The 12092-nt window shown below is 70.0% G+C and carries 8 protein-coding genes and 1 pseudogene; 3 read left to right on the plus strand and 6 right to left on the minus strand.

What is annotated here, in order from left to right; translation table 11 throughout:
- Positions 1-176 precede the first annotated feature (176 nt).
- The 3 genes from AB4120_RS19360 to AB4120_RS19370 all read left to right on the plus strand — a co-directional run bounded on the left by AB4120_RS19360 (position 177) and on the right by AB4120_RS19370 (position 3342).
- Positions 177-476, plus strand: coding sequence for a YXWGXW repeat-containing protein (locus tag AB4120_RS19360; RefSeq protein ID WP_149138574.1), 300 nt, complete (start codon positions 177-179; stop codon positions 474-476).
- Between the two features lie 856 nt (positions 477-1332).
- The gene (locus tag AB4120_RS19365) at positions 1333-2223 is read left to right on the plus strand and encodes a helix-turn-helix transcriptional regulator (RefSeq protein ID WP_149138573.1); all 891 of its coding nucleotides are present in this window, start codon (positions 1333-1335) and stop codon (positions 2221-2223) included.
- Positions 2224-2397: 174 nt separating this feature from the next.
- Positions 2398-3342, plus strand: a complete 945-nt coding sequence (locus AB4120_RS19370) for a glycosyltransferase family 2 protein (RefSeq protein WP_149138572.1) — start codon at positions 2398-2400, stop codon at positions 3340-3342.
- A gap of 25 nt (positions 3343-3367) precedes the next feature.
- On the opposite strand, the gene AB4120_RS19375 is transcribed toward AB4120_RS19370, so the two are convergent.
- From AB4120_RS19375 to AB4120_RS19400, 6 genes and pseudogenes are all read right to left on the minus strand, one after another.
- Positions 3368-4630, minus strand: coding sequence for a glycosyltransferase family 4 protein (locus AB4120_RS19375; RefSeq protein ID WP_149138571.1), 1263 nt, complete (start codon positions 4628-4630; stop codon positions 3368-3370).
- Positions 4623-5804: a glycosyltransferase gene (locus AB4120_RS19380; RefSeq protein WP_149138570.1), complete on the minus strand. Its 1182-nt coding sequence runs from the start codon at positions 5802-5804 to the stop codon at positions 4623-4625. Before AB4120_RS19380 ends, AB4120_RS19375 begins: the two co-directional genes overlap by 8 nt.
- Complete coding sequence (locus AB4120_RS19385; protein ID WP_441642714.1) at positions 5801-7321, minus strand: oligosaccharide flippase family protein; 1521 nt, start codon at positions 7319-7321, stop codon at positions 5801-5803. The genes AB4120_RS19380 and AB4120_RS19385 overlap by 4 nt, the downstream gene beginning before the upstream one ends.
- Complete coding sequence (locus AB4120_RS19390) at positions 7318-9597, minus strand: hypothetical protein (protein ID WP_441642715.1); 2280 nt, start codon at positions 9595-9597, stop codon at positions 7318-7320. Before AB4120_RS19390 ends, AB4120_RS19385 begins: the two co-directional genes overlap by 4 nt.
- A gap of 76 nt (positions 9598-9673) precedes the next feature.
- A pseudogene (locus tag AB4120_RS19395) lies at positions 9674-10852 on the minus strand (glycosyltransferase family 4 protein); the annotation flags it as partial.
- A 28-nt stretch (positions 10853-10880) separates the two neighbouring features.
- Positions 10881-12050 carry a glycosyltransferase family 4 protein gene (locus tag AB4120_RS19400; RefSeq protein WP_149138566.1) on the minus strand — a complete coding sequence of 390 codons (1170 nt, stop codon included), beginning with the start codon at positions 12048-12050 and terminating at the stop codon, positions 10881-10883.
- Positions 12051-12092: the final 42 nt, after the last annotated feature.

The following is a 12092-nucleotide window of genomic DNA, read 5'->3' on the forward strand; positions in this document are numbered from 1 at the left end:
ACGAGCGCCCTGCTTTCAGCCTGCATCGTCGTGCCGCCGCGCGGCGGCCATTACCACTACCACGACCGCGGCCGCTATTGATCGGCCGATCGGCCACGGCGTCGGACTTCATCGAACAACCCCACATCCACAGCCTGCTTTGCCCGACCGGATGACCCGGTAGAAGGAGAACCACCATGAAACGCCAACTGATGCTTGCTGCCGCCGTCCTTGCCGCCGGGAGTGCCTTCGGGCTGATGTCGCCCGCCCAGGCCCATGGCTATGACGGCCGCCCGCCCCCGCCGCGCCATGAAGTGCGCCCGGCGCCGCGCCCGGGCAAGGTCTGGGTGCCCGGCCACTATGACCGCGTGCAGGGCAACTACGCCTGGCGCGGCGGCTACTACCAGGCGGCGCGCCCCGGCTACCGCTATGTGCCGGACCGCTGGGTGCAGGGCCCGCACGGTTGGGTCAGGCGTCCCGGGTATTGGGCGCGCTGAGGCGCACGCCGAGCGTAGCGACTGATCAATGGCAACGGGCCGGACCATGGGCATGTGGTCCGGCCCGTTTCGGTTTCGGTTTCGGTTTCCCTTCCTTTTCCGATTCTGCCAAATCAGTCCATTTGGCCATTAGGCCATCAGGCTTTCAGCCCTCCCCCTGTCGGTGGGGTGTATCCCCACGAAGGTGGGTGGCAAGCCGGGCGCCGCCCCCTTAACACCCCTGATTACTTTCCTCCCGAGGTGGGATTTCACTCTCATCCTTTTGCACTAGGCCACGAGACTCCCCACGAAAGGAGAACTGCCCTCGCCGCCATCCACCAGTGATTTTGTAATGGTTTCAAAACTGGCGCATAAAGCAGCCATTCGTTAATGCCGCACCCCCCAGTCGGGTGACGCTTTCCCATTAATCGTGTGTCGTTTATTCAATATGGTTGCAATGATGAAACATATTCCAGACACCCTGTTTCAGGCCTGCAACGGCCCGGCCAGCCCGTGCCAGATGGCGCTTGACGAACATCGCCGCCCAAACGCATGAGGCATGGCTCGGTTTAGCCATGGATTATGAGTTCGTTTTCATTCCACCTCAGCAGACGCTGAATTCCACCCGCTTGCTTTCAGATGAACCAGCCCATAAGATGAATTTAAGCCGAATTTAGGAGCGATTTTTTTCGGGTTAGGGTTCGGGTCAACCTTCCGGTCGCGCGGGAAGTCCAATCTCACAACTGGACATCGACTGACACGGAAGCACGGGGTTCAAGCGGTCTTCGCGGCATCTGTCATGGGTGGCCGCCCTGCCGGTGACATTCCCTTAAGCAAAGCGCCCGCATCTCACCCGCCAAACGGGGAGTGAAGAATAATGAACGCCTTGCTGATTGAGGAGCATCCGTTGCTCCGCCTCGGGCTGTTGCAGATGCTCGAAACCATCCAGGAATCCGGACACGTACTGGCGCTTGCGCCGGCCGACATCGGCAAACTGGATACCCCTTACCGCAACGCCGACCTGCTGGTCTTCGGCATGCCCGCCGACGAGTTTGCCGGCTGGACGCAGCTGGAGCTGGCTCGCGAACGGCTTGCGCCGCAACGCATCCTGGTGCTGTCCGACCAGCTGCCGCTGCATGCGCCCACGGCGGATGCCGCGCGGGGCATCTGCGGTTGCCTGCCGAAATCGGCCTCGCTGGCGGTGATCGAAGCCGCCATCCGGCTGGCCGTCTCCAGCGTGCAGGGCCTGATGTTCGCGGGCGATGCCGTGCCGGCCGCCATGGCAACCGCCCCGGCCGCCTCGCGCTCGGCACTGCCGGCCACGACGTCCCTGGCTTCGGCCGCGCCACTGCCGCTGACCGCCACGGTACAGACCGATCCGCACGCGCTGGCCGCCTGCGCCGTCACGCCCCGCGCCGCGATGGGCGCCCTGCGTGCCACGGCCCAGCCGCTGACCGAGGACGAACCGAGCTACGACGAGGCCGAGATGCTCAAGATCACGCCGCGCCAGTACGAGGTGCTGGTGCTGCTGGCGCGCGGCTATCCGATCAAGACGGTCAGCCGCATGCTCAATATCTCGGTGGCCACGGTGAAGAGCCACGCCTGCACGCTGTACCAACGCCTTAAGGTCAAGAACAAGGGCGAAGCAGTCTACGCCGCGCTGCAACGCGGCGCCACGCTGGACTGGGTCAGCGGCGACGAGCGCGCCACGCGTGCGGCGCCGGCGGTACGGCGCGACGCATCGTTCCCCACGCAGCCCGGCCTCTGAGCCGCGTTCGCTCCCCCTCCCGGGGCCCCCCGCGCAGGCGCGGCGGGCACCCGGAGGTGCGGGAGTGGGTGAGCGAGCGTACAGACCCCGCCAGCCGCGCCTCCCAGACTGACGCAGACAGCCGCACAGGCTGCAAACGACGATACGGGCACCAGCCCGACGGGAGAAATCGCCATGTCAGCCAGCTTCCTGCCGACGTTCTCGCTGTGCATCTGCACGCGAAACCGGCCCGACGACCTGCGCCGCGCGCTGCAATCGGTCCAGGCCTCCACCACGCCCGTGCACCAGCTGATCGTCTCCGACGACAGCACCGACTACCGCACGCGCGACATGATGCTGGGCGAGTTCCCGGCCATCACCTATCTCGAAGGGCCACGCCGCGGCCTCTGCGCCAACCGCAATCGCGCCCTGGCCGCCGCCACGGGCACGCACGTGCTGTTTATCGACGATGACGCCACGCTGGGCCAGACCTTCCTCCAGCAGATGGCGGAACGGCTGCTCGACGACCAGGTGCACCACGTGGCCGCTGGCGGGCCGGCCAACCGGCTGATCCTGACCGGCACCGAGGTCTGCCACGGCGAGCGCGTGCGCCCGCACAAGGGCGCCTTCCTGGGCTTCCAGCAGCACAACTACCGCTGCGGCGAGCGCATGTACTCGATCGTGATCAACAGCACCGTATTTCCGCGCGAACTGTTCGACCACGTGGCCTTCGACGAGCAGCTGGTCTATGGCTACGACGAGATCGACCTGGCCAGCCGGGCGGTGTTCAAGCACGGCTTCCGCATCGAATGGCTGGCCAGCGCGGCCAATCACCATTTCCCGTCGCCGGCCAACCGCGACTACTACCGGCCGTTCCTGCACGCCTCGCGCATCTACACCACGTTCAAGCGCTATGGCTGGAGCGAGCGCCGCCCGGCCAAGGCCGCGGTGTTCCTGATGGTGGCGGTGTCTCACAACCTGGCCCACAACGTGCGCCGGCAGGGGCTGCGCGGCGTGGCCGAGGCGTGGCGCACCACGTGGCTGGCCTGCGGCTATATCCACCGGCATGCGCGCGGCGCGGGCACGACCGGCGGCGTGACGCCGATCGCCGCCGAATCGGCGACCGTCACGCCACGCTGATATCCAGATAATCAGGAAAGGGAAGTCAGACGGCGGGCGCGTCCTGCGCCACGCCGTCGCGGCGTGCCACGTCGGCGACGATGCGGTCCACGGCCGTGAGCATGGCCAGCGGGGAGAAGCGCGCCACCGCTGCCGCGCGCGCGCGGACACCCATCTGGTCGCGCTCGGCCTCGTCGGCCAGCCGGGTCAGGGCGCTGGCCAGTGCCGGCGCGTCATCGGGCGAGACCAGGATGCCGGTCTCGCCGTCATCGACGATTTCCTTCACGCCGCCCGCCGCCGTGGCCACCACGGGACGCGCCGCCAGCATGCCCTCCACCACCACGCGCCCGAACGGCTCGGCCCAGACTGAGGCATGCACCACCACGTCCATGCAGTGCATGAGTTCGGCCACATCGGCACGAAAGCCCAGAAAGTGCACGCGCCCGGCCAGATCCGGCTCGGCGGCGCGCGCGCGCAGCGCTGCCTCGTAAGTGTGTTCGCCAAACAGCGGCGCGCCGACCAGCACCATGGTCGCGCCGGGCATGCGCGCGACGGCTTCCATCAGCACGCGCTGGCCCTTCCACGGCGTCAGCCGGCCGAACAGGCCGACCAGCAGTCCGGTGGATGGCAGGCCGTTGGCCACGCGCAGCGCCAGGCGGTCGCGCAGCAGCGCGGCGTCGAAGGGCGCGGGATCGATGCCGTTGTGCACCACCTCGATGGGCACACCGTTGCCGGCCAGCGCGCGGAACGCATCCGCGCTGGCCTGCGAGTTGGCGATCACGCGGGTCAGCCCGCGCGACAGCAGGCGGATGGCGGTGCGCTGGGTGCGACCAAAGAAGCTGTCATCGACGATATCGCGCAGGTGCCAGACCACCGGGCGCCGGTGCAGCCACTTGCCGAGCACGCAAACCGCCATGGCCCGCTGCGTGTTGGCGTAGACCACGTCCGCGCACGCCGCGCGCCGGGCCACGCGCCGCACCAGCGAGGGCAGCGCCAGCAGACCGCGCAGCGCGCCCGTGCCAAACCCGCGCTGGCGCAGCGCGCCCACGGCGCCGCCGGCTTCCACATGCACGCGTACGCCATGCGCCGCCAGCCGCTCGCGGAACGGGCCGTCATCGAGCAGCACCACTTCGCTGTCATGGCTACGATGCCGCGCGATATCGAGCAGGCTCAGCTGCGCGCCGCCGATCTGGCCGCTCTGGTCGACGAAGAGCACCCGCTGGCGGGCCGATTGCGCCGGGCGGGTGGCCTCGGTGCCGTGCGCCAGCAGGTTGACGTGGAGCATGCGTGGGGGGTCCTGTTCAGCCATGGCGCGCCAGCTCCTTGGTGGGCTCGGTCACGCCGGCAACGGGAAGCGGGGCGGGTTGGGCGGATTGGGCGGATTGGGCGGGCGGGGTGCGCTGGGGCTGGCGCACCTCGGCCAGCAATTCTGTATAGATGGCGCCGTAGTCGCGTTCCACGCGGTCCACGCGCAGCCAGTCGATGTCCTGCGCGGCGCGCGCGCGCCAGCCGTCGAGCGTGGCGCGATCGCGCAGCAGGTTGGACAGCGCCTCGCCCAGCAGGCGGGGCCGCTGGGCCGGCACGATCAGGCCCGCCGCACCGTAGCCGAGCGCCTCGGGCACGCCGCCCACCGCCGTGGCGACGATGGCGCAGCCGGCCTCGCGGGCTTCGCTCAGCACCAGCGGGAACGATTCCGAGTGCGAGGCCAACACGAACACGTCGGCGGCCCGCATCCACGGCCGGGGGTCCCGCGCGAAGCCGGGCAGGTGCACGGCGTCGCTGACGCCCAGGTCTTCCGCCAGTTGTACGCAGGCCGCGCGGTCCGGGCCGTTGCCGACCAGATAAAGCTGCGCACCCGGCACGGCGCGGTGCACATCGGCGAAGGCATCGATCAGGTCGAGCACGCCCTTGCGCGCATAGAGACCGGATACCGTGACGATCGACGGGCCGGCGAGCGCTTTCAGCGCATTCGGCGCCGCCGGCAGCCGCGCCAGCCTGGCGGAGCCAATGGTGCCGTTGCGCACCACGCGGATCTTGTCCCTCGGAATGCCGCGCCCGATCATCGACGCCGCCACGGCGCCGCTGACGGCCACCACGCGGTCGCCCAGGCGCATCAGGTCCGAGCTGCGCTGGAATTCGTTGTGGACCGTGGTCACCAGCGCGTAGGGCCCGCCGCCCGCGCGGCGCGCCAGCGCGCCGACCAGTGCCCCGGACACCATGTGCGCATGGACGATCTCGGGTGCCATCTCGCGCGTCAGCCGGCGCAGTTCGCGCACCGCCAGCGGCAGGGCGAGCGGCTTGCGCTGCGCCAGCGTCACGTGCCGCACGCCCGAGCCGGCCAGCAGCTCGCCAAACCCGCATTCGGCGGAGGCGATGGTGACCGAGTGCCCGGCCGCGGCCTGCGCCACCGCCAGATCCACCATGACGTTCACAATGCCGTTGCCGACATCGCGGGCGTGGTTGGCCAGGTGAAGGATCCTCATGTCTTCCCTTCGTGGTTAGCGGGCGCGGCGACATCCGGTGCCGCGCTGTCAGGCGTGGGGCGCGGCGACACGCGCCGCCAGGCCGATTTCGCCACATCCCGGAACGTGGCCGAGCTGTGCAGCGACCATCCCATGTTGCAAAGGGCGAGCGCCGTGCCCGCCGCCAGGCAAGGGAGCCAGCCGTTCACGTGCGATGCCAGCAGCAGCGCCAGCGCGACGAAGACCAGATGCGGCGCCATCTCGTGCACCAGCGGCCGTGCGCGCATGCCGCAGAGCCGCAGCAGCGCCGCATACTCGGCCACGCCGCGCACCAGCACCGCCATCACCGCACCCTGGATGCCGAACAGGTAGACCCCGCCCCACAGCAGCAGCGCAAACGCCGGCAGCAGCAGCAGCGACACGTGCGCCACACCCGCCTCCTTGCCTTGGGCCAGCATGAGGTTGCGCGCCACGGTCGTCTGTCCGCCAAGCCACACACCCAGCACCATGATCCGGCCGATCTCGCCCGAGCTGGCCGACAGCTCCTGCCCCACCCATGCGTGCAGGAACGGCTCCAGCACGAACAGCGCGCCAATCGTCACCGGCGTGAGCAGCGTCTGGAGGAAGCCGAGCGCGTGATGGGCGATCTCGACCGCCTCCTCGCGCCGCGCGGCGGCCAGGCGCGGGAACAGCGTGCGCGAGAGCGCACCCGAGAGCAGGTTCAGCCGCGAGACCAGGTTCTGCGGCACCGCGTAGTACGTGACGAAGCGCGGCGGCTGGAGCGCACCCACCACCACGCGGTCCAGCGACTCGCCGATCATGTTGGCCGCCACGGTCAGCTGCAGCCAGCGGCCATAGCCGAACAGGGCGCGCACGCAGGCGCGCTGGGCCCGCTGCACCGTGTCGATCTCCAGCACGCGCACCGCCGCCACGCCCAGCATCAGCGCGCTCACGGCCCGGGCGATGACCGCCGTGCACAGCGCCACCTCCAGGGTCGGCGCCAGCACGAACGCCGCCGTCACGGGCAGCACCTGGAACATCACCGTGCCGATGGTCTGGTTGATGTTGAAGACCGAGAAGCGCTCCGCCGCGCTGATCGCCCCGGCAAAGACCAGCGCCACGTTGCCGACCGGGATCGACAGCGCGATCCACGGCAGTGCCCGCGTCACCTCGTTCAGCAGCGCCTCGGGCGCGTGCGTGGCCCAATGGAAATAGGCGCCGGCCACGCCCCAGAGGATCACCGCGCCGATCAGCCCGGTCACCAGACTGGTCCAGAGCGCACTCCAGAACGTCAGGGCGATGTCGGCACGGTCGGCGGTGGCCAGCGCGCGGGCGATGCGCTTCTCGCCCGCCAGGCTGATGCCGAAGTCGCACAGCGTGAAATAGCCCACCAGCACCCAGACCAGCGTCATCACGCCGAAGCGATCCACGCCCAGCACCTTGATATAGAGCGGCACGGTCACCAGCGACACCAGCGTCGGCAAGGCGAGCCCGGTCAGGTTGATCAGCAGGTTGCGCCGCAGCGTCACGTCCATCATGGGCGTTTCGCCTCCCCGGCCGATGCCGATGCCGATGCCGATGCCGGTGTCGGCGTCGCCGCCGGGCGCCACCGGTACATCAGGTTCTTGCCACGCGCGTCTTCCTCGACGAAGACCACGTACTCGCCGTTGGGGCGGCGCAGCGCGGTGATGCCCATCGGCACATCGACCCAGCCGCTCTCGCCGCCCACCTCGCCGCCGGGCGTCATCACGCCGATATGCCGGCCGGTGCGGTTGTCCAGCACCCGCACGTGGGCCTTCTCGGCCTCGACCAGGAACATGTAGTCGCCGGCCACGGCAATGCCCTCGATGCCCTGCGTGGGGCGCCGGCCCGGAAGGCTGTCCAGCTCCACCACGTAGCGCGGCTTGCGCACGGTGTTGCGGCTGGTGCCGCGCCAGTTGTCGTAGCGCGCCACCACGCGCCCGATAGAGTCCCACTGGCCGGGGTCATAGGGCTTGGCGGCCGTGGCGCCGGTCAGGTACATGGTGTCGGTCTCCGGGAAATATTGCAGGCGCTGCACCTTGGTGAACGGCGCCGGCATCGGCTCGCGCTCCACGGTGTCGAAGCTGTAGTCGGGGTTGCCCTGGCGATCCAGCCCGCGCAGGCGGAAGCGGCGGATGCCCTGGTCGTAGGAGCCGGCCCAGACGTCGCCCCGGTCGTCCACCCACCAGGCCTGCATCGCCGGGGCGTCGCGGCCGCCGTTGCGCTCGAACTCGTTGGCCTGGAAGCGGGAATCGCCGTTGTCGTCGTGCCAGATCCATTCACCGGACGGCGGCTGGAACGGCGGCCAGGCGCCCTCGATGCGCCGGGTCGAGATGAAGCCAGCCGGCACGGCAAGCTCCGAGCGTGCCGGATCGAAGCGATAGATCTTGAGGTACTTGGCGTGGCGGTCCGTGAAGAAGCCGAACAGCCGGCCCTGGATGCGCCGCATCAGCGGAAAGCCGCGCCCCTCGGGGCCGGCCGCAAAGGCGGCGTCCTGCGGGTAGCGGAACGGGTCCTGGGTGATGCCGGTATAACGCCACTCGCTGCCGGGGTCCATGTGGTCGAAGTCGAGCCGGAAGCGCCGTGTGCCGGTGTAGGCCCAGCCGGGGTCGGCGGGATCGACGTGCACGGTATCGAGGAACAGCAGGCCCTCCAGCCGCCAGCGCGGCTTGGCGTCCGGCGTGTAGCTCTCGATCACGGCGCCAAAGTGGTAGGGGCGATGCCCCACCGGGCGCGGGCCCATGCCGCTCATCGCCACGTAGATATTGCCTTTGCGATCCAGCCCCACGCTGGTCAGGCCCTGGAAACGCAGCGGCCCCACGCTGCCCGCGCGCGCGCCGTTGCGGGTGCTATAGGCGCCGCCGCGCTCGCCCAGCTCGCCCGCCGGGGTCACCGTGTTGCCCTCCACCTGGAACCAGAGCAGGTTCTGGTTCGGGCCGTTGTCGGCCACCAGCAGGCGGCCGTCCACGCCCACCGCCACGTCCACCGGCACGGTGCCAGCCGGCAGCGGCACCTGCGCGGTGCGTTTGCCGTCGGCATCGAAGCGCACCACCTGCCGGCCCTGCGTGCCCGTCGTGCGCAGGATCACCCACAGGTTGCCGGCGCCGTCCGGCGCCATCTTGCCCGGCTGCTCGGCCTCCCAGGCGCCCAGCCGGCGCATGGTGCGGGTGTCGAAGCGGTCGATGCGGTTGCGCAGCGGCGTGGCCGCGTACAGCACGTTGTTCTGCACGGCCAGGCCGCGCACCGCGGCGTCCTCGCCCTCGCGCACGGCGGTGATGCGCAGGAAGCTGTTCAGCACCGGGCTCGGGTTCACGTCGTCCGAATTGCCCACGCCGCCCTCGAACGGCGCGCCGCGCTGCAGGCGGTCGAGTTCGCGCCGCATCAGGCCAAACCAGACCGTGTTCTTCTCCGGATAGCCGGGCCGGTTGGCCAGCTTGCCGCCGGCATTCTCGATGCGCGCCGCCGTGAAGGCGTAGCCGTCGCCCACGGCAATCGCGTCGCCGCCGAAGTTGCCCCAGCCGTGCGTGTGGTCGCCCACGCCCTCGACCTTGCCGTCGCGGATCAGCGTGATTTCGCCACCGGCCTCGTCCCACTCGGTGTTGGTCAGCACCACGGCTTCCGGCGTGACGACGATGTCCTCCACGGCGTTGGGCACCCAGCGGCCATTGCCAAACCCCAGCGTGTTGCCGACCCAGGACGTGCGGTAGTCGAGCCCAGCCGCCCCGGCCGGTGCCACGGGCGCGCACAGCAGCAGGAGGGCGATCAGCCCCAGCGTGGCGAGGAAGGAACCCAAACGTGTCTGGCCTGGCCGGGGCACGCACGCGGGCGGCACCCGGTGCGCATCAGCCATCGCGCCACCCCGCAAAGCCGTCGAGCTGGTCGTCACGCACGGGCCGGGACGCATCGTCGCCCCCGCCGCCGGACGACTTCCCCCCGGCGGCCATGGCCTGCGCCCGCGCCACGAAGCCCAGCAGCGCCTCGCGGAACTGGTCGGCCGAGAACTGCTCGGCGTTGAGCCGGCAATACTCGGGGCGGAAGAGTTCGGGCTGGCGCTCGAAGCGCTCCACGGCGTCGATGATCGCCGGCACGCTTTGTTCGGCAAAAAACAGGCCGGTGGGCATGGCGCTTTGTTCGTCGCGCACCGTCTCCAGTGCGCCGCCGCGCCCATAGGCGATAACCGGCGTGCCGCAGGCCTGCGCCTCCACCACCGAGATGCCGAAGTCCTCCTCGGCCGCGAACAGGAAGGCGCGCGCGTGTTGCATGGTGCGGCGCATGGCCTCGAACGGCAGGTGGCCCATCACCTGCACATTGGGCCCCGCCGCCTGGCGCACCTTGTCCAGCTCCGGCCCGGTGCCAACGATGACCAGCTTGCGGTCCGGCATCTTCGCGAAGGCCTCGGCGATCAGCGGCACGCGCTTGTAGGGCACCAGCCGGGACACCGTGACGTAGTAGTCCTCGCGCGGGCCGCCCGGCACGAAGGCTTCCACGTCCACGGGCGGATGGATCACGCTGGCATGGCGGCCGTAGATCTTGCGGATGCGCCGCCCCACGAACGCCGAGTTGGCGATGTAGTGGTCCACGCCATCGCGCGTGCGGGCGTCCCAGTTGCGGATGTAGTGCAGCAGCATCCGCGCCAGCACCGAGCGCAGCCCGTATTGCAGGTTGCTCTCGCGCAGGTACTGGTGCTGGAGGTCCCACGCATAGCGGATCGGCGTGTGGACGTAGCTGATATGGAGCTGGTCAGGGCCGGTCAGCACGCCCTTGGCCACCGCGTGCGAGCTGGAGATCACGAGGTCGTAGCCGGACACGTCGAGCTGCTCGATGGCGAGCGGCATCAGCGGCAGGTAGCCGCGATAGCGCGTGCGCGCGAACGGCAGCCGCTGGATGAACGAGGTGGTGACAGGCCGGCCCTGCAGGAAGGCGCGCTCCTCGGCGAAGTCGATCAGGCTGAACACGTCCGCCTCGGGATAGCAGCGCAGGATCTGCTCGAGCACCCGTTCAGCGCCGGCGTACGCCACCAGCCAGTCATGGACCACTGCAACTTTCATCTTCGCTCCCTCGATCCTGCTCGCTGGTTCATTCGCATCGATTGACCGCCTCGCGGTACACCTGCGCCACCTTCGCGGCGATGACCGGCACGTCGAACCGCTCACGTGCGTACTGGCGGCACGCTTCGGCGTCGGGCAGGCGCAGGGTGCCGCGCAGCGCGTCGGTCACGCCGGCCGCCAGCGCGGTGGGCCCGCTGGCCGGCAGCACCAGCGCTTCGGACAGCTCGCGCACCGCCTCGGGCAGCCCGCCCACCGGGGTCACCAGCACCGGCGTGCCGGCGGCGAGCGACTCCACCGTGGTCAGGCCGAAGCCCTCCAGCGTCAGCGTGGGCACCACGCTCAGGTCCGCCGCGCGGTAGACCAGCGGCAACTGGGCATCCGGCAGCGCGCCAAGCAGCCGCACGTGGTCCTGGAGGCCGATCGCCGCGATGCGCTCGCGCAGCTCCGCATCCAGCGTGCCGCGCCCGACGATCAGCAGCAGCGCATCCGGCACGCTGCGGCGCACGGTCGCCATGGCATCGACAAGGTCTTCCAGCCCCATGCGCCGCACCAGCCGCCGCAGCGTCAGTACGATCGGCCGGTCGGTGGGCAGGTTCAGCGCCTGGCGCGCCGCGCGGCGATCCATCGCCACGCCAAAGCGCCCCGCATCGACACAGCCCGGCACGATGCGGATGCGCGCCGGGTCCACGCCATAGCGCGTTTGCAGCACCCGGCCGAAGGCCATCGACAGCACGATATGCAGCTGGCAGCGCGTGTAGACCGCCGCCTCCACGTGATGCTGGATGCGGCTGGCGAGGTCGGCCACGCCCTCGGCGGTGTTCTCGGCGGCCCAGGGGCCGTGGAAGTGCATCACCTTGGGATAGTCGCGGATCAGGTCCAGCCCGGGCAGCGTGTAGAGCGCGAAGTGCGAGGCGATGACGTCGGGTTTCTCGCGGGCGAGCCGCTCCCGCAGCATGCGGCGCGCGCGCAGCAGCCGGGCCGGCACGCTGGCCCCCGGCTGGGCGAAGGCGGCGATGGCACCGTGGGTGTCCGCCGCCGCCGCGCCAGTGCCGGCCACCATGCCGCGCACGGCCACGCCGGCATCGGGCAGGGCGCCGGCCAGCGCGTGGTACATGCGGTCCAGCCCGCCGGCACGCTCGGGGAACCAGTGCATGCCGATCTGGAACGCGGTCAGCGGCGCGCGTGCGGCCTCGGCCATCTGCACCGCGAGTGACTCGGGTCCGGCATCGTTCGCGCCCGG

Source organism: Cupriavidus sp. 2KB_3, assembly GCF_052115685.1.
In the GTDB taxonomy this organism is placed as follows: Bacteria; Pseudomonadota; Gammaproteobacteria; order Burkholderiales; family Burkholderiaceae; genus Cupriavidus; species Cupriavidus campinensis.

What these genes read in the sequence shown, in the direction of transcription:
- AB4120_RS19360 (WP_149138574.1), top strand. Translation starts at nt 177, where the DNA reads ATGAAACGCCAACTGATGCTTGCTGCCGCCGTCCTTGCCGCCGGGAGT.
- AB4120_RS19365 (WP_149138573.1), top strand. Translation starts at nt 1,333, where the DNA reads ATGAACGCCTTGCTGATTGAGGAGCATCCGTTGCTCCGCCTCGGGCTG.
- AB4120_RS19370 (WP_149138572.1), top strand. Translation starts at nt 2,398, where the DNA reads ATGTCAGCCAGCTTCCTGCCGACGTTCTCGCTGTGCATCTGCACGCGA.
- AB4120_RS19375 (WP_149138571.1), bottom strand. Translation starts at nt 4,630, where the DNA reads ATGGCTGAACAGGACCCCCCACGCATGCTCCACGTCAACCTGCTGGCG.
- AB4120_RS19380 (WP_149138570.1), bottom strand. Translation starts at nt 5,804, where the DNA reads ATGAGGATCCTTCACCTGGCCAACCACGCCCGCGATGTCGGCAACGGC.
- AB4120_RS19385 (WP_441642714.1), bottom strand. Translation starts at nt 7,321, where the DNA reads ATGATGGACGTGACGCTGCGGCGCAACCTGCTGATCAACCTGACCGGG.
- AB4120_RS19400 (WP_149138566.1), bottom strand. Translation starts at nt 12,050, where the DNA reads ATGGCCGAGGCCGCACGCGCGCCGCTGACCGCGTTCCAGATCGGCATG.